At 72.4% G+C, this 17,138-nt stretch carries 12 protein-coding genes and 2 pseudogenes; 11 read left to right on the plus strand and 3 right to left on the minus strand.

Annotated features, from left to right (window positions below; genetic code table 11):
- Positions 1-139 precede the first annotated feature (139 nt).
- The 5 genes from ACFWVE_RS19355 (at position 140) to nudC (ending at position 10,528) form a co-directional block, all read left to right on the plus strand.
- The gene (locus tag ACFWVE_RS19355) at positions 140-562 is read left to right on the plus strand and encodes an MGMT family protein (RefSeq protein ID WP_384015477.1); all 423 of its coding nucleotides are present in this window, start codon (positions 140-142) and stop codon (positions 560-562) included.
- Positions 563-781: 219 nt separating this feature from the next.
- Positions 782-4,129: an ATP-dependent helicase gene (locus tag ACFWVE_RS19360; RefSeq protein WP_384015479.1), complete on the plus strand. Its 3,348-nt coding sequence runs from the start codon at positions 782-784 to the stop codon at positions 4,127-4,129.
- A 142-nt stretch (positions 4,130-4,271) separates the two neighbouring features.
- A complete protein-coding gene (locus tag ACFWVE_RS19365; protein WP_384015481.1) occupies positions 4,272-7,997 on the plus strand; it encodes a UvrD-helicase domain-containing protein in 3,726 nt (1,241 codons plus the stop codon).
- Between the two features lie 10 nt (positions 7,998-8,007).
- Positions 8,008-9,429 carry a M20/M25/M40 family metallo-hydrolase gene (locus tag ACFWVE_RS19370; RefSeq protein ID WP_384015483.1) on the plus strand — a complete coding sequence of 474 codons (1,422 nt, stop codon included), beginning with the start codon at positions 8,008-8,010 and terminating at the stop codon, positions 9,427-9,429.
- Between the two features lie 154 nt (positions 9,430-9,583).
- Positions 9,584-10,528, plus strand: a complete 945-nt coding sequence (gene nudC / locus ACFWVE_RS19375) for an NAD(+) diphosphatase (RefSeq protein WP_384015485.1) — start codon at positions 9,584-9,586, stop codon at positions 10,526-10,528.
- Between the two features lie 71 nt (positions 10,529-10,599).
- Here the strand turns inward: nudC and ACFWVE_RS19380 are convergent.
- A pseudogene (locus tag ACFWVE_RS19380) lies at positions 10,600-10,671 on the minus strand (NrdH-redoxin); the annotation flags it as partial.
- 285 nt (positions 10,672-10,956) lie between these two features.
- On the opposite strand from ACFWVE_RS19380, the gene ACFWVE_RS19385 reads away from it, so the two are divergent.
- Together ACFWVE_RS19385 and ACFWVE_RS19390 are read left to right on the plus strand one after the other, a co-directional pair.
- Positions 10,957-11,682, plus strand: a complete 726-nt coding sequence (locus tag ACFWVE_RS19385; protein WP_384015487.1) for a class I SAM-dependent methyltransferase — start codon at positions 10,957-10,959, stop codon at positions 11,680-11,682.
- A 340-nt stretch (positions 11,683-12,022) separates the two neighbouring features.
- Positions 12,023-12,709 (plus strand): formylglycine-generating enzyme family protein, encoded by a 687-nt coding sequence (locus ACFWVE_RS19390; protein WP_384015489.1) that lies wholly within the window; start codon positions 12,023-12,025, stop codon positions 12,707-12,709.
- Positions 12,710-12,761: 52 nt separating this feature from the next.
- Here the strand turns inward: ACFWVE_RS19390 and ACFWVE_RS19395 are convergent.
- Positions 12,762-12,974, minus strand: a pseudogene (locus ACFWVE_RS19395) (helix-turn-helix domain-containing protein); the annotation flags it as partial.
- A gap of 51 nt (positions 12,975-13,025) precedes the next feature.
- Entirely contained in the window at positions 13,026-13,283 is a 258-nt protein-coding gene (locus ACFWVE_RS19400) for a mycoredoxin (RefSeq protein WP_384015491.1), read from the minus strand.
- 131 nt (positions 13,284-13,414) lie between these two features.
- Between ACFWVE_RS19400 and ACFWVE_RS19405 the strand changes: the two genes are divergently transcribed.
- The 4 genes from ACFWVE_RS19405 to ACFWVE_RS19420 all read left to right on the plus strand — a co-directional run bounded on the left by ACFWVE_RS19405 (position 13,415) and on the right by ACFWVE_RS19420 (position 17,048).
- The gene (locus tag ACFWVE_RS19405; RefSeq protein ID WP_384015493.1) at positions 13,415-15,706 is read left to right on the plus strand and encodes an ATP-dependent DNA helicase UvrD2; all 2,292 of its coding nucleotides are present in this window, start codon (positions 13,415-13,417) and stop codon (positions 15,704-15,706) included.
- Between the two features lie 165 nt (positions 15,707-15,871).
- Positions 15,872-16,186 (plus strand): hypothetical protein, encoded by a 315-nt coding sequence (locus ACFWVE_RS19410; protein WP_384015495.1) that lies wholly within the window; start codon positions 15,872-15,874, stop codon positions 16,184-16,186.
- Between the two features lie 173 nt (positions 16,187-16,359).
- On the plus strand, positions 16,360-16,728 hold the full coding sequence (locus tag ACFWVE_RS19415) for a WhiB family transcriptional regulator (RefSeq protein WP_384015497.1): 369 nt from the start codon (positions 16,360-16,362) through the stop codon (positions 16,726-16,728).
- Positions 16,725-17,048, plus strand: coding sequence for a hypothetical protein (locus tag ACFWVE_RS19420; RefSeq protein ID WP_384015499.1), 324 nt, complete (start codon positions 16,725-16,727; stop codon positions 17,046-17,048). The genes ACFWVE_RS19415 and ACFWVE_RS19420 overlap by 4 nt, the downstream gene beginning before the upstream one ends.
- Positions 17,049-17,138 lie beyond the last annotated feature (90 nt).

Genomic DNA, 17,138 nt, shown 5'->3' on the forward strand with positions numbered 1-17,138 from the left:
GCCGCGCACGGGCAGCAGGGTCGACGTGCGGGGTCGCACAGTCTGCCCGACACATGGTTCCCCGGCGAGGCGTACGCACGCCCCGGTGCGCGTGACATCGCCGGTCGCGTTGTCGGTGGGGTGGTGCAGGATGAGCAGGATGAGCCAGCAGAGCCTTCCGTCCGACACCGGCCCGGAGTCCGCCGGTGCCCTGCCCGAGTACGCCGAGCGGGTCCTCGACGTGGCCGAGCGGATCCCGCCGGGGCGCGTCCTGACGTACGGCGACGTGGCCGAATGGCTGGAGGAGGGCGGGCCCCGACAGGTCGGGCGCGTGATGGCGCTCTACGGGGGAGCCGTCCCGTGGTGGAGGGTCGTCCGCGCGGACGGAGCGCTGCTGCCGGGCCACGAGCTGAGAGCCCTCGACCACTACCGCGCGGAGGGCACTCCCCTGAGGGAGGCGGGCCGGGCCGCCGAGCGGCACCTGCCACGCCTCGACATGAGGCTCGCGCGGTGGGACGGCGACGGGTCCCCGGAGGACGGCGGCAGGCTTCCGCCCTCGGACGTACCGCCGGGCGACCTGTGATCCACAGGGGGGAAACGGGGTACGTGCGTGCCATGACGTACGTTCGTGAGGCAAGTGACACGTGTGCCGCGTGTGCCGGGAGGGAAGAAACGGAAGCTCTGCTTCCGTACTCTCCGTCGGCGTAGCGTCAACCGCACGTGTCCCTCTCGACCCCGCGGCCATCGCCCTCCACACGCGGTGGAACGGCAACCAGCACACCCACCAGGACCGGCGAACCACGTGAGCTCCTCTTTCTCCACCAACGGCCTGTCGCACCCCCAGGTGCGGCGGGGGAACCGTGGCGCTCATCGACTGGTCCGTACCCCGCCGGCCCGTACATCTCCCCCTCGGCTGGACGCCGCACAGCGCTCCGTGGTTGACCACGGGACCGGACCGATGCTCGTCCTCGCAGGTCCGGGTACTGGGAAGACGACCACACTGGTCGAGTCGGTGGCTGCGCGCATCGCCCGGGGAGGCGATCCCGAACGCATCCTCGTGCTGACGTTCAGCCGCAGGGCGGCGGTCGAACTGCGCGACCGCATGGCCCTGCGCACGGGGGCCGCGCACGCCCCGCAGGCGACCACGTTCCACTCGCTGTGCTACGCCCTGATCCGCGCCCACCAGGACAGCGACCTCTTCGTCGAGCCGCTGCGGCTGCTGTCGGGCCCCGAACAGGACGTCACCGTCCGTGAGCTGCTCGCGGGCCAGATCGACCTGGAGCGCCTGGGCCTGGCGCATGTGCGCTGGCCGGACGAACTGCGCGCCTGCCTGACCACCCGCGGCTTCGCCGACGAGGTCCGCGCGGTGCTCGCCCGCAGCCGCGAGCTGGGCCTCGACCCCGACGCCCTGGACGCCTTCGCCCGCCGCATCGGACGCCCCGACTGGCGTGCCGCGTCCGCCTTCCTCGCCGAGTATCTCGACGTCCTCGACCTGCAGGGCGTCCTCGACTACGCCGAACTGGTCCACCGCGCGGTGCTCCTCGCCCGCCGCCCCGAGACCGCCCGGCAGCTCGCCGCGCGGTACGACGCCGTGTACGTGGACGAGTACCAGGACACCGACCCGGCGCAGGTACGGCTGCTGCAGGCGCTGGCCGGCGGCGGCCGTACCCTGGTCGCCCTCGGCGACCCGGACCAGTCGATCTACGCCTTCCGGGGCGCGGACGTGAACGGCATCCTGGACTTCCCCGACGCGTTCCCCCGCGCGGACGGCCGTCCGGCCCCGGTCGAGGTGCTGCGCGTCGCGCGCCGTTCCGGCGCGGCCCTGCTGGCCGCCACCCGCCTGGTCACCCAGCGCATGCCGCTGCCCCGCCTGCCCGCCGAGAAGGTCCGCGCCCACCGGGAGCTCACCCCGGTACGGGACGGTGGCCGGGTCGAGGTCCACACCTACCCGACCTCCGGCACGGAGCTGGACAACATCGCCGACATCCTGCGCAGGGCCCACCTGGAGGACGGTGTGGCCTGGCGGGACATGGCCGTCCTGGTGCGGGCCGGCTCCCGCACCCTCCCCGTCGTCCGCCGCGCCCTCACCTCGGCGGGCGTCCCGGTGGACGTCGACGGCAACGACCTTCCCCTGCGCCATGAACCGGCGGTGGCCCCACTGCTCACGGCCCTGCGAGCGGTGGCGACGGCGGAGGCGACGGAGACGGCCGACGGGCCGGAGGAGGCGCCGAATGCTTCGGGGCACGGGCAGGCGCAGGGGCGACGCTGCTGGCTCGACACCGAGACCGCGCTCACCCTGCTGGCCTCTCCTCTCGCCGGCATGGACGCCGCCGACCTGCGCCGCCTCGGCCGGGCCCTGCGCGAGGAGGAGCGGGCCGCGGGCAACGCGCTGCCGCCGCCCTCGGACGACCTCCTCGCGCGAGCGCTGGCCGAACCCGAGCGGCTGGTCGTGCACGACCCCACGTACGCGCGCGGAGCCCAGCGGCTCGGCACGCTGCTGCGCACGGCCCGCGAGCGCCTGGCGAACGGCGGCACCGCCGAGGAGGCGTTGTGGGACCTGTGGGACGGCACCCCGTGGCCGACGCGCCTGGAACGCTCCGCCCGCCGTGGCGGCGCGGCCGGACGCAACGCCGACCGGGACCTCGACGCGGTGTGCGCCCTGTTCGCGACCGCCGCCCGCGCGGAGGAACGCACCGGGGGCCGCGGTGCCCTGAACTTCCTGGAGGAGATCGACGCCGAGGACATCGCCGCCGACACCCTCACCCGCCGCGCCGTGCGCCCCGACGCCGTACGCCTGATGACCGCGCACCGCGCGAAGGGCCTGGAGTGGCGGCTGGTCGTCGTGGCCGGTGTCCAGGAGGGCCTGTGGCCCGACCTGCGCCGCCGGGGCTCCCTGCTGGAGGCCGACCGCATCGGCCGCGACGGGCTCGCCGAACCGCTCACCCCCGGCGCGCTCCTCGCCGAGGAACGCCGCCTGTTCTACGTCGCCGCCACCCGTGCGCGTGAACGGCTCGTCGTGACGGCCGTGAAGGCCCCCGCCGACGACGGCGACCAGCCCTCCCGCTTCCTGACCGAACTCGGCGTCGAGCCCAAGGACGTCACCGGGCGCCCGCGCCGCCCGCTGTCCGTCGCCGCGCTCGTCGCCGAGCTGCGCGCCACCACCGTCGACCCGCGCGTCTCCGACACCCTCAGGGAGGCCGCCGCCCGCAGGCTCGCCCGGCTCGCCGCCCTCGCCGACGAGGACGGCCGCCCCCTGGTGCCGTCCGCGCACCCCTACCGCTGGTGGGGCATGTACGAGCCCACCCGGAGCAAGGTGCCGCTGCGCAGCCGCGACCAGCCCGTCGTGCTCTCCGGCAGCGCCCTCGACCAGCTTGCCCACACCTGCGCCCTGCAGTGGTTCCTCGGCAGGGAGGTGAAGGCCGACGCCCCCGCGACCGCCGCCCAGGGCTTCGGCAACGTGGTGCACGTCCTCGCCGACGAAGTGGCCTCCGGACACACCCCGGCCGACCTCGCCGTCCTCATGGAACGGCTCGACTCCGTGTGGAACGCGCTCGCCTTCGACGCGCCGTGGAAGTCCCAGCAGGAGAAGCAGAACGCGCGCGTGGCACTCGAACGCTTTCTGCAATGGCACGTCATGGACCGCACCGGCCGCACCCCGGTGGCCAGCGAGCACGACTTCGACGTCCGCCTCGAAGCAGGCGACTACGAGGTCCGCATCCGCGGCCAGATGGACCGCGTCGAAGCGGACGGCGAGGGCCGCGCCTACGTCGTCGACTTCAAGACCGGCAAGCACGCCCCCAGCTCCGCCGAGGTGGCCCGCCACCCCCAGCTCGCCGTCTACCAGCTCGCCGTGCAGGAGGGTGCCGTCGACGAGGCGTTCGACGGCTCCCGTCCCCGGACGGGCGGCGCCGAACTGGTCCAGCTGCGCCAGCCCGCCGCCAAGCGGGACGGCGGAGAGACCCTGCCCAAGGTGCAGGCCCAGGAGTCGCTGGAGGGAGAGCGGGGGGAGTGGGTCGGTGACCTGCTCGCCACGGCCGCCGGGAAGGTCCTCGACGAACGTTTCACCCCGAGCGCGGGCCAGCACTGCACCCACTGCGCATTCCGCGCCTCGTGCAGCGCCCGCCCCGAGGGGCGGCACGTGATCGAGTGAGTGGTCCGGTGGGGTCCGCCAGGCCGGCGGGGCGCACCGGCGACCGGCGTGACGCATCGCACCACCCGTGCCGACCTGCGGTTCTCCGGCCGCTGAAGGGCGGTACGGCCTTTTTGTCAGTGGCCGCCGCTAACCTCTGCATGTGCATGCACGCATCAGCGATCCCGAGCAGCTCAAGGAGCTCCTCGGGATCCCCTTCACCCCCGAGCAGACGGCCTGCATCATCGCGCCGCCCGCTCCCCAGGTGATCGTGGCCGGAGCCGGTTCCGGCAAGACGACGGTGATGGCGGCACGCGTGGTGTGGCTGGTCGGCACCGGCCAGGTCGCCCCCGAACAGGTACTCGGCCTCACCTTCACCAACAAGGCCGCCGGTGAACTCGCCGAACGCGTCCGCAAGGCGCTGGTCAAGGCAGGCGTCACCGATCCGGACACCATCGACCCCGACAACCCGCCGGGCGAACCGGTGATCTCCACCTACCACGCCTTCGCGGGCCGGCTCCTGACCGACCACGGGCTGCGCATCGGCCTCGAACCGACCTCCCGCCTCCTCGCCGACGCCACCCGCTACCAGCTCGCCGCGCGGGTGCTGCGCGAGGCCCCCGGCCCGTACCCCGCCCTCACCCGCTCCTTCCCCGACCTGGTCGGCGACCTCCTCACCCTCGACGGCGAACTCTCCGAGCACCTCGTGCGGCCCGAGGACCTGCGCGGCCACGACACCGAGCTGCTACGCACCCTGGAGAACACCAAGCTCACCAACGCCGACCTGCGCAAAGTGCCCGAAGCGGCCGCCGCACGGCGCGAACTCGCCGACCTCGTCCTGCGCTACCGGGCCGCCAAACGCGAGCGCGACCTGCTCGACTTCGGCGACCAGATCGCCCTCTCGGCGCGGCTCGGCCGGATCCCCGAGGTGGGCCGCGTCCTGCGCGACGAGTTCCGTGTGGTCCTCCTCGACGAGTACCAGGACACCTCGGTCGCCCAGCGCGTCCTCCTCGCCGGCCTGTTCGGCGGCGGCACCGGCCACCCGGTGACCGCCGTGGGCGACCCCTGCCAGGCGATCTACGGCTGGCGCGGCGCCTCCGTCGCCAACCTCGACGACTTTCCCCAGCACTTCGCGCGGGCCGACGGCGGCCCCGCCACCCGCCAGTCGCTCAGCGAGAACCGCCGCAGCGGCGGCCGCCTGCTGGACCTCGCCAACGGCCTCGCCGAGCCCCTGCGGGCCATGCACGCGGGCGTGGAGGCCCTCCGCCCGGCGCCGGGAGCCGAACGGGACGGCACCGTGCGCTGCGCCCTGCTGCACACCCACGCCGAGGAACTCGACTGGATCGCCGACTCCATCGCCCACCTCGTACGCACCGGCACGGCGCCCGGCGAGATCGCCGTCCTGTGCCGCACGGCGACCGACTTCGCCGAGATCCAGAGCGTCCTCGTCGCCCGGGACGTCCCCGTCGAGGTCGTCGGCCTGTCCGGGCTGCTGCACCTGCCCGAGATCGCCGACCTGGTCGCCGTCTGCGAGGTCCTCCAGGACCCCGGTGCCAACGCCTCACTCGTCCGCCTGCTGACCGGGCCGCGCTGGCGCATCGGCCCGCGCGACCTCGCCCTCCTCGGCCGCCGCGCGCGCCTGCTCGTGTCCCACGCGCGCGTGGACGGCGAGGACGACCCCGACCGCCGTCTCGCCCGGGCCGTCGAGGGGACCGACCCGTCCGAGGTGATCTCGCTCGCCGACGCCCTCGACACGTTCCTGGAAACCCCGTTCGACGGCCACGGGGACGACGACGGGCTGCCCTTCTCGCCGGACGCGCGCGTACGGTTCGCCCGGCTGGCCACCGAACTGCGCGACCTGCGCCGCTCCCTGGCCGACCCGCTGATGGACGTCCTGCACCGCGTCCTCGCCGTCACCGGCCTCGAGATCGAACTGTCGGCGTCCCCGCACGCCCTGGCCGCCCGCCGCCGCGAGACGCTGTCCAACTTCCTGGACATCGCCGCCTCCTTCGCCGCCGGGGACGGCGAGGCGACCCTGCTCGCCTTCCTGGGCTTCCTGCGCACCGCCGCCCAGTACGAGAAGGGCCTCGACAACGCGCTGCCCGGCGGCGAGAACACCGTCAAGGTGCTCACCGCGCACAAGTCCAAGGGTCTGGAGTGGGACGTCGTGGCCGTCCCCGGACTGGTCGCCGGCACCTTCCCCAGCGGCCAGGGCCGCGAGAAGTGGACCGCGCAGGGCAAGGTGCTGCCGCACGGGCTGCGCGGCGACGCCGACACCCTGCCCGACATCGCATCCTGGGACTCCCGGGGCCTGAAGGCCTTCCACGAGGCGATGAAGGACCACCAGCACACCGAGGAGCTCCGCCTCGGCTACGTCACCTTCACCCGTCCCCGCTCGCTGCTGCTCGGCTCCGGACACTGGTGGGGGCCCTCGCAGAAGAAACCGCGCGGGCCGTCCGCGTTCCTCCAGGCCCTCCACGACCACTGCGCCGCCGGGTACGGCGAGACCGAGGCCTGGGCCGACGAGCCCGCCGAGGACGACGAGAACCCCGCCCTGCAGCGGGCCGGTCAGGACCAGATGTGGCCCCTCCCGCTGGACGACGACGCCCTCGCCCGCCGCCGCGCCGCCGCCGACACCGTCCTGGCCCACCTCGAGAGCCTCGCCGGCCACCCCGACGACCGCCCCCCGGCCGTACACGCCCAGGACGCGTACGACGACCCGGACTGGCCCCCTCCCCCGGACGACGAGGACCTCCCGCCCGACGTCGTCGACCCCCTCGCCGACGACGTGGCCGGCGAGGACGACTGGGACTCCTGGACCGCAGACCGCCCCACGGACGGCCTGCCCATCGACGGCCTGCCCATCGACGGCCTGCCCATCGACGGCCTGCCCATCGACGGCCTGCCCATCGACGGCCTGCCCATCGACGGCCTGCCGGCCGGCCGTCCCGCCGACCGCCGTCCCACCGTCCCGCACCAGGCGACGGCCCCGGAGCCCACCGGGTCCCCCGGCACCCCGGAACCCGCTCCGCGCCCGGATTCCGCAGTCCCCGACCCCGCGGCCCCCGACCTCCGGGCGGAGCCCGCCGCGCCCCGCCTCACCCCGGAGGAGGCCCGTACCGTCGCCTCCTGGGACCGCGACCTCGACGCCCTCGCCGGCGAACTGCTGCGCGCCCGCGACAGCGTCACCGAGGTCCTGCTGCCCGCGTCGCTCACCGCGTCCCAACTGCTGCGGCTGGCCGCCGACCCGGACGGCTTCGCGCGGGAACTGGCCCGCCCCATGCCCCGCCCGCCGCAGCCCGCCGCCCGCCGCGGCACCCGCTTCCACGCCTGGGTCGAGGCCCGCTTCGAGGCACTGACGCTGCCCCTGCTCGAACCGGACGACCTCCCGGGCAGCGAGGCCGAGATCGCCGACGAGCACGACCTCGCCGCCCTCAAGGACGCCTTCGAGCGCACCGAGTACGCCCATCGCACGCCCTACCGCGTGGAGGCCCCTTTCCAGCTGGCGATCGCCGGCCGGGTCGTCCGCGGCCGCATCGACGCCGTCTACCGGCAGGACGACAGCGACGCGGGCGAAAACGGCACCGGCGCCGGGACGACGTACGAGATCGTCGACTGGAAGACCGGCCGCGGCCGCACCGCCGACCCGCTCCAGCTCGCCGTCTACCGGCTCGCGTGGGCCGAGCAGCAGGGCATCCCCCTGGAGTCGGTCACCGCCGCCTTCCTGTACGTACGCACCGGCGAGGTCGTACGCCACGACGCGCTGCCGGACCGCGCGGCCATCGAACGGCTGCTCCTGGAGGAACCGTCCGGCGACGCACCGGGCGGTACACCGGGTGATACGCCCGGTGAGATACCGCACTTCGAGGACACCCCCGCGGGCCGATAGGCTCGAAACCATGAGCCAGCCCGTTGACAGTGCCGTCAGCGCCGTCCGTACGTACGTCGAACAGCACAGTGCCGCCTTCCTCGACGACCTCACCGAGTGGCTGCGCATCCCCTCGGTGTCGGCCCGCCCCGATCACGCACCCGACGTGCGCCGCAGCGCCGACTGGCTCGCCGCCGCACTCACCGCGACCGGCTTCCCGACCGCCGAGGTCCGGCCGACCCCGGGCGCCCCCGCCGGCCACGCCGAATGGCCCTCCGCGGACCCCGGGGCACCCACCGTCCTGGTCCACGGCCACCACGACGTGCAGCCCGCCGTCCGCGAGGACGGCCGGCACAGCGAACCCTTCGAACCCGTCGTCCGGGACGACCGGCTGTACGCCCGCGGGGCGGCCGACGACAAGGGCCGGGTGTTCTTCCACACCCTCGGCGTCCGGGCCCACCTCGCCACGACCGGCCGTACCGCCCCCGCAGTGCACCTGAAACTGCTGATCGAGGGCGAGGAGGAATCCGGCTCACCCCACTTCCGGGCCCTCGTCGAGCGGCACACGGACCGGCTCGCCGCCGACGTGGTGATCGTCTCCGACACCGGGATGTGGTCCGAGGACACCCCCACCGTGTGCACCGGCATGCGGGGCCTCGCCGAATGCGAGATCCGGCTGCACGGCCCGGACCAGGACATCCACTCCGGTGCCTTCGGCGGCGCGGTGCCCAACCCGGTCACCGCCGTCGCCCGCCTGGTCGCCGCGCTGCACGACGAGCACGCGCGCGTGGCGGTCCCGGGCTTCTACGACGGTGTCGTCGAACTCACCGACCGCGAACGCGAACTCTTCGCCGAGCTGCCCTTCGACGAGCGGGAGTGGCTGCGCGCCGCCTCCTCCCACGCCACCGGCGGCGAGGCCGGATACAGCACCCTGGAGCGCCGGCCCAAGCCTCCCACCCGCCCCACCGCGGAGGCCAACGGCATCGACGGCGGCCACCAGGGCCCCGGCAGCAAGACGATCATCCCGTCCTCCGCCATGGTCGAACTGTCCTTCCGGCTGGCCGCGGGCCAGGACCCCGGCCACATCGAGAAAGCCGTCCGCGACTGGGTGGCCGGGCAGATCCCCGACGGCATCCGCTGCGAGACCGCCTTCAGCCCCGCCACCCGTCCGTGCCTGACCCCGCTGGACCATCCGGCCCTCGAGTCCGTGACCCGCGCCATGGGCCGCGCCTTCGGCACACCCGTCCGCTTCACGCGCGAGGGCGGTTCCGGACCGGCCGCCGACCTCCAGGACGTGCTCGGCGCCCCCGTGCTCTTCCTCGGCATCTCCGTCCCGTCCGACGGATGGCACGCCCCCGACGAGAAGGTCGAACCGGACCTGCTCCTCAAGGGCGCCGAAGCCGCCGCACACCTCTGGGACGACCTCGCCCAGCACTGGCGGCGCGTGCCCTGAACGCTCTCAGGCCGTCCGACCCCGGCCGCCCGCGCGGGGCACACTGGAAGCACCCCGCCGCCGCGCGCGCCGCCGGGCCCGGCCTTCTCCCGCCGTACGACCCGACCGCCGACCGCCGATCCCATCCGTTTCACCGGGGGAGTTGGAAGCACCCGTGACCACCTGGACCGACCACACCGCCGACCGCCCCGTCTCGCTCACCGCCCCGAGCGGCATCGACCGCGCCGCCCACCACCGGCTCGACGAAGCATGGCTCGCGGCGGCCTGGAGCCACCCCTCGACGCGCTGCTTCGTGGTCTCCGGCGGCCAGGTCCTCATCGACGAGACGGCCGACGGCCGCACCGAACTCGTCATGACACCCTCCTTCGAGGCACCGCTCACCGAAGCACACCGCTACTTCCTGGGCATCGACGAGGACGGCGTCAGCTACTTCGCCCTGCAGAAGGACGCCCTGCCCGGACGTATGGACGACTCCGCCCGCCCGGCCGGGCTGCGTGAGGCGGGCCTGCTCCTGTCACCCCGCGACGCGGGCCTGATGGTGCACGCGGTCGCCCTGGAGAACTGGCAGCGTCTGCACCGCTTCTGCTCCCGCTGCGGCGAGCGCACCGTCATCGCCGCCGCAGGCCACATCCGTCGCTGCCCGGCCTGCGGCGCCGAGCACTACCCGCGTACCGACCCCGCGGTGATCATGTCCGTCGTCGACGACCAGGACCGCATCCTGCTCGGCCGCCAGGTCCACTGGCCCGAGGGCCGCTTCTCGACGCTCGCCGGCTTCGTCGAGCCGGGGGAGGCCATCGAGCAGTCGGTGCGCCGCGAGGTCCACGAGGAGGTCGGCATCAGCGTCGGCGAGGTCGAGTACATCGCCAGCCAGCCCTGGCCGTTCCCCTCCAGCCTCATGCTGGGCTTCGTCGCCCGCGCCACCTCGACCGACATCGACGTCGACGGGGACGAGATCCACGAGGCCCGCTGGTTCTCCCGGGACGAACTGGGCGCAGCCTTCGAGTCCGGCGAGGTGCTCCCGCCCTACGGCATCTCGATCGCGGCCCGCCTGATCGAGCGCTGGTACGGCAAGCCCCTCCCGACCCGCGGCGCCTTCTGACACACGGAAGCGGGGTGGGCGTCCCCCGACCAAGGACGCCCACCCCGCTCCGGGTGACCGCTCGCTCGGACGCCGATCTTCTGCTTCACCTGCGCCGACGACGGGTTGGTGAGCGTCGGGCCGTCCGCGAAGAGCACAGTGGGGAAGGCCGTAAGGCTCCGTTCCGTGCACTCCTACGCCGTTGCCAAGGAGTCAGCGGAAGCCTGTGGCCAGGCGCTACGCCGCAGCCGGCTGGAGTACGGGCCGGCCTGAAGACCCCTGAAACCGTGGCAGGATCCGAGCCGGTAGGACCTGGCTGTCGGCAAGCACTGGTCAGGGGGTCATACTCCACCCCTCCGCCGCCGCGCTCTGCCGTGCGCTGGTGCCGTGGGAGAACCGTCGGCGAAACTCAGTAGTGGTTCGGCCCAGCTCTGCATACGTTCGGCCGCATGGCTGACGACTGCTTCGCGCATCCACGACTCGCCGCAATCCAGGATCCGCTCGACCCCGACCGCAGCGACCTCGACGCGTACCTGCAGATGGCAGACGAGTTCGAGGCACAACGAGTACTGGATATCGGCTGCGGCACAGGGGTGTTCGCACTTCTCCTGGCCGACCGTGGGATCGAGGTCGTCGGCGTGGATCCCGCCCGGGCGTCCATCGACGTCGCTCGGGCCGAACCGGGAAGTGAGCGAGTGCGCTGGATCTGCGGTGACGCGACAGACCTTCCACCGCTGCAGTTCGACCTCGCGACGATGACAGCGAACGTCGCCCAGGCCATCGCCGATCCGCAGACATGGCAGAAGACGCTACGGGGAGCCCATGAAGCACTGCGGCCTGGCGGGCATCTGGTCTTCGAGACGCGCGATCCGGCCAGACGCGCCTGGGAGGAGTGGACTCGCGAGAACTCCTACCGCGTGACCGGGATACCAGGCGTCGGCTCCGTCGAGAGCTGGGTTCAGCTGGTTGAGGTGAGCCTGCCTCTGGTGACGTTCCGCTGGACCTACGGGTTCGCAGTGGACGGACAGGTGCTGACGTCGGACTCGACGCTGCGTTTCCGCGAGCGGGAGGAAGTCGAGCGGGACCTGGTCGCGCACGGATACGTGGTGGATGACGTTCGCGATGCGCCCGACCGCCCGGGAAGAGAGTTCGTCTTCCTGGCGCGACGTCCGTGATCTTCGGTGATCCACTCCGCTCGAACTCCGATGACTCACGCCCAAGGTTCCACGGCACAGCACAACGACCGTGGCGCAGCGTGACCAGCAGCGGACGTCTCGAAGACCAAGGCGAGCACTCGCAGCCTGTTTGCAAGCGCTTCTCTGGGCTCCACCGGACGGACGAGAAGTGGCTCCACGGCGTACGAAGTCGATCCGGCCCACCGCTGAGCGGACGGAGGTGCTGGGCGCTGGTCCGACAACGGCTCCGCCGCCTCCTCGGATCCCTCGGAGAGATCGGTGGAGCGGTGGGAAGACGCCGGTAGGGTGGGCCGTTGTGGACACGGGGGCAGGAAACGAGATGGTTGCCGTCCCGTCGGGGCGGGTGACGCTGTCGGACCGGCGGACGCAGAGCAATTGGCCGGTCGAGGTCGCGCCGTTCCAGATGTCGGCGTTCCCGGTCACTCAGTCCTGGTACGCACTGATCACAGGCCGGCGGCCGAGTGGCACGCAAGGCGAGCGGCTGCCGGTTGAGGGTGTTTCGTGGTGGGACGCGGTCCAGTTCTGTAACGCCTTGTCCCGGCGCGAGGGACTGACGCCCGCGTATGACCTGTGCGTCGACGACGAGACGGCCGAATGGGACGCCTCCGCAGACGGGTACCGGCTGCCGACCGAGGCCGAATGGGAGCACGCCTGTCGTGCGGGGACCACTGGCGCGCGGTACGGCCGGCTCGACGAGGTCGCCTGGTACCAAGGCAACTCTGATGGGCGGATCCATGCTGTCGGCGGCAGGCAGCCCAACGCATGGGGTCTGTACGACATGCTGGGCAATGTGTGGGACTGGTGCTGGGACGTCTACGACGCCGAGGTGTATGGCACCTACCGGGTGCTCCGTGGTGGTGGATGGGCCGACGAGCACTGGAGCTGCCGGGCGTCGGTGCGGCGGCGCAGCCACCCGACCTTCCGGATCGACGACGTGGGATTCCGCGTCGCGCGCTCCACACTGTGTTCCACGGGCCCGTACGGCGCAGCAGACGCCACGCCGTAGCCTCGGTGACCTCAGCTCGGGCGGTGGCAAGGAACTGTTCCTTCACCTCCTGCGAGACGCCGAGCGCAGACAGGATCAGATCGAGGTCCCGCACCGTGGGCGGGGTCCGGCCGTTCTCGACCTTCGAGGGCTTCCCTGCGGACATGGAGGCCCTGCGGGCAGCAAGGTCAAGATCCTCGGCTTTCCGGAACGGGAAAGCCGCCCCGCTCGGAGCCCCGGCGGGTGCGGATGGCGGGCCTGGTTCGGCCGATGCAGCCCAGGGCACACAGAACCCCCGAGCAGCGTCAGGCCGGTCGGGGGTTGCGCGTAGCGGGAGTCAGGCGCTGAGTGCCTGCTTCACCTGGGCAAGGCTCGGGTTCGTCATGACGACCTCAGAGCCTCCCCGGGTGGGAACCACCAGAACCGTTGGGACCGTCTGGTTGCCCCCGTTCGCCTTCTCGACGAAGGCCGCGGAGGCCGGGTCCTGCTCGATGTTGATCTCGGTGTACGCGATCCCCTCGCGGTCCATCTGGCCCTTCAGACGGCGGCAGTAGCCGCACCACGTGGTGCTGTACATCGTCACAGTGCCCGGCATGTCTCTCGCGCTCCTTCGGCGACTCGGGAAAGTCCTCGCTGAGGGAGGAACGTACTTGAAAGCGCCACCATTCCCAGGGGCCGTGGCCCGCCCACCTGTGTGACGTGAGGGTCGCCCCCCTGCGTGATGCGATGCCTGCCGCATCAGTACGACTGCGAGGCCCTGCCTGTGGACAACCGGCTCAGCCGTCTCCGGCGACCTGGCAGCATGGCCGTGTGACAGCAGCAACGCACTCCCCTCTCTTCCCGCAGGTACCGGACTCGGCCGACGCGGTGCTCGAAGGGCTCGACCCCGAGCAGCGCGAGGTCGCCACCGCCCTGCACGGCCCGGTGTGTGTGCTGGCGGGCGCCGGTACCGGCAAGACCAGGGCGATCACCCACCGGATCGCCTACGGGGTGCGCGCCGGGATCCTCCAGCCCTCCAGCGTGCTCGCCGTCACCTTCACCCACCGCGCCGCCGGGGAGATGCGCGGTCGGCTGCGCCAGCTCGGCGCCGTAGGGGTCCAGGCCCGCACCTTCCACTCGGCGGCGCTCCGCCAGCTCCAGTACTTCTGGCCGAAAGCGGTCGGTGGTTCCCTGCCCCGGCTGGTCGACCGCAAGATCCAGCTCGTCGCCGACGCGGCCGCCGCCTGCCGCATCCGGCTCGACCGGGGCGAGCTGCGGGACGTCACCGCCGAGATCGAATGGTCCAAGGTCACCCAGACCGTCCCCGCCGACTACCCGCCCGCCGCTGCCAGGGCCGCGCGGGAGGCGACCCGTGACCCCGCCGAGATCGCCCAGCTCTACGCCGCCTACGAGGACCTCAAGCGGGAGCGGGGGGTCATCGACTTCGAGGACGTGCTGCTGCTCACCGTGGCAGTGCTCCAGGACCGTCAGGACATCGCGGAACAGGTCCGCGCCCAGTACCAGCACTTCGTCGTCGACGAGTACCAGGACGTCAGCCCGCTCCAGCAGCGGCTGCTGGAGCTCTGGCTCGGCGACCGGGAGAACCTGTGCGTGGTCGGCGACGCCAGTCAGACGATCTACTCGTTCACGGGCGCAACCCCCGACCACCTGCTCGACTTCCGCACCAGGCATCCAGGTGCCACCGTCGTGAAACTGGTCCGCGACTACCGCTCGACCCCCCAGGTGGTCCGCCTCGCCAACGGGCTGCTCGCCCAGGCGCGCGGCCGTGCCGCCGACCACCGGCTGGAACTCGTCTCCCAGCGCGGCCCGGGGCCCGACCCCGTCTTCACCGAGTACACCGACGAACCCGCGGAGGCCGAGGGCGCCGCGCGCCGGATCGGCGAACTGATCGGAACCGGTGTCCGGGCCAGTGAGATCGCCGTGCTGTTCCGCACGAACTCCCAGTCCGAGACCTACGAGCAGGCCCTCGCGGACGCCGGGGTCCCGTACCAGCTGCGGGGTGCCGAGCGCTTCTTCGACCGCCCGGAGGTGCGCAGGGCGAGCAGCGCCCTGCGCGCGGCGGCCCGCTTCGGCGGCAACGACAGCCTCCTCGACGACGTGGTCGACCTGCCCTCCCAGGTGCGCGCCGTGCTGTCGGGCGAAGGCTGGACGGCGCAGCCGCCGGCGGGCTCGGGGGCGGTGCGGGAGCGCTGGGAGTCCTTGGCCGCTCTGGTGAACCTCGCCCAGGACTTCACCGCCGCGAGGCCCGGCGCCACCCTCACCGATCTCGTCGCCGAGCTCGACGAGCGGGCCGGTGCCCAGCACGCCCCGACCGTGCAGGGCGTCACGCTCGCGTCGCTGCACTCGGCCAAGGGACTCGAGTGGGACGTCGTCTTCCTGGTCGGTGTCGCCGAGGGCATGATGCCGATCACCTACGCAAAGACCGACGAGCAGATCGAGGAGGAGCGTCGTCTCCTCTATGTAGGTGTCACCCGGGCACGGGAACGCCTCCATGTCTCCTGGTCGCTCGCCCGCTCGCCCGGCGGCCGGGCGAGCCGCCGGCCCAGCCGTTTTCTGCACGGGCTGCGTTCCGGCTCGCCCACCGCGGCCGGCCGGAGCGGCGCGGGAGGCGCCGGAGGTGTGGAGCGCGGTGTGGCCGGGCCGGTGGCCGCCGCTGTGGCCCCGAGTCCGGGACGCAGACAGCGCAGCCCCGCCCGCTGCCGGGTCTGCGGACGCACGTTGACGGACGCGGGCGAGATGAAGCTGATGCGCTGCGAGGACTGTCCCTCCGACATGGACGAGGGCGTTTACGAGCGGCTGCACGACTGGCGTGGTGAGCAGGCGCGGCGCAGCGGGCAGCCCGCGTTCTGCGTCTTCACCGACAAGACGTTGATGGCCATCGCCGAGACCGTCCCCGAGGACGGGCCGGGGCTCGCCCGCATCCCCGGTGTGGGCAAGCGCAAGCTGGACCGCTACGGGGCCGACGTACTGGCCATCTGCGCAGGCAGGGACGGAGCGGAGGGCAAGAAACAGGACTGATTCCAACTCGTCGAGAAAATAGTTTGCGCATGCCCCAGGAATCCCCATAGGTTCTTAGACACGAGAACAGCGGCCTTCTCGGAGGCCCTGATTCCGTGTTGTACTTGCATATCCGTTGGACCGGCTGACCCCGGTCCCCCGATGCGCCGAGAGGAGGCGAGTCCTGTGATCAGCATCAACACCAGCTCCGTCGTCAAAATGACCGATCGCTCGGCCGCCTCCCTGTGCATGCTCGGCGCCTCGAATCAGGGCACCGGTCTGTCCGGCATCCCTGCCGCACGTCCGGCGTCCTCCGTTGCTCCCGCGGGCCTTGCCCTCCGTGAGCGCGATGAGCGACCGATCAAGGCACTGGAAGCGGTAGAGGCACAGGCGAAGGCCTATGCCTTCGCGGCGGCCGGTGCCGGATTCCGGAAGCAGACGACGCAGCACCACCTGATGTGGGCCTTCCGTGGGCCAGAACCCTGGAGCGATCCAGCCTGATTCGATCAGGCCGGCGCCTTCAGGGCCGCGGAACCCCATCCGGGATCCGCGGCCCTTCTGTTTGTCCCCGAACGGGGACGACGGACCGAAGCGCCTCGGGACAAGAGCAAGAACCCGGTACCAGCCGCTACCCGGCCCACCGGCCGGAAACGACCAGACGAGGAAGACGAACCGTGCAACTCGAAGCGCACGCCCCGTCCGTACCGCCTTCCGACACGATCCCCAAGCCCGGCTCCACGGAGGAACCGACCTTGACTCCGCTCACCGCGCTCACCGCGCTCGACGACGCCATCGAGAACCTCGGCGTACCCGTCCCCTGCCGTTCCTACGACCCGGAGGTCTTCTTCGCCGAGTCGCCGGCGGACGTCGAGTACGCCAAGTCCCTCTGCCGCACCTGCCCGCTGATGGAGGCCTGCCTCGCCGGCGCCAAGGAGCGGCGTGAGCCGTGGGGTGTCTGGGGCGGCGAGCTGTTCGTCCAGGGTGTCGTGGTCGCCCGGAAGCGGCCGCGTGGCCGCCCGCGGAAGAACCCGGTCACGGTATGAACACCTCAGGAACGATCGACCGCCCCCTCACGCACGACCCCCAGAAGCAGGCCCCGATGATGCCGTCCGCAGACGAGCCCGCAGGCTCCGCGACCGAAGACTTCACCACCCGCGGCGCGAACGACTCGCGCCAGAACAGGACCCGAGAGATGCAACTCATCCCAGAAGCCCTGGCCCGTGCGCATATGCACGAGCGCCTGCAAGAGGCCGAGCGGGAACGCCGGGTCGCACACCTGGTGACCGCTCGCCGGATGCAGCGCCGCGCCGAGCGCGCCTCCAGGCGCGCCCGCCGCGCGCTCGCCATGGCCGTCATGCAGTAATCGGTCCGACCGATCCAATGACCCGATCCGACGGATCAAGCTGATCCAGCCCGCGTCGTGGCTCTTCCCGCGGGGGCCGGTCCGTGCCAG

This window comes from Streptomyces sp. NPDC058632, assembly GCF_042717095.1.
Lineage (GTDB): Bacteria > Actinomycetota > Actinomycetes > Streptomycetales > Streptomycetaceae > Streptomyces.

Bases quoted from the DNA above. Each gene is read 5' to 3' on its own strand.
- ACFWVE_RS19355 (WP_384015477.1), top strand. From the start codon at position 140: ATGAGCCAGCAGAGCCTTCCGTCCGACACCGGCCCGGAGTCCGCCGGT.
- ACFWVE_RS19370 (WP_384015483.1), top strand. From the start codon at position 8,008: ATGAGCCAGCCCGTTGACAGTGCCGTCAGCGCCGTCCGTACGTACGTC.
- ACFWVE_RS19385 (WP_384015487.1), top strand. From the start codon at position 10,957: ATGGCTGACGACTGCTTCGCGCATCCACGACTCGCCGCAATCCAGGAT.
- ACFWVE_RS19390 (WP_384015489.1), top strand. From the start codon at position 12,023: ATGGTTGCCGTCCCGTCGGGGCGGGTGACGCTGTCGGACCGGCGGACG.
- ACFWVE_RS19400 (WP_384015491.1), bottom strand. From the start codon at position 13,283: ATGCCGGGCACTGTGACGATGTACAGCACCACGTGGTGCGGCTACTGC.
- ACFWVE_RS19405 (WP_384015493.1), top strand. From the start codon at position 13,415: ATGCCTGCCGCATCAGTACGACTGCGAGGCCCTGCCTGTGGACAACCG.
- ACFWVE_RS19420 (WP_384015499.1), top strand. From the start codon at position 16,725: ATGAACACCTCAGGAACGATCGACCGCCCCCTCACGCACGACCCCCAG.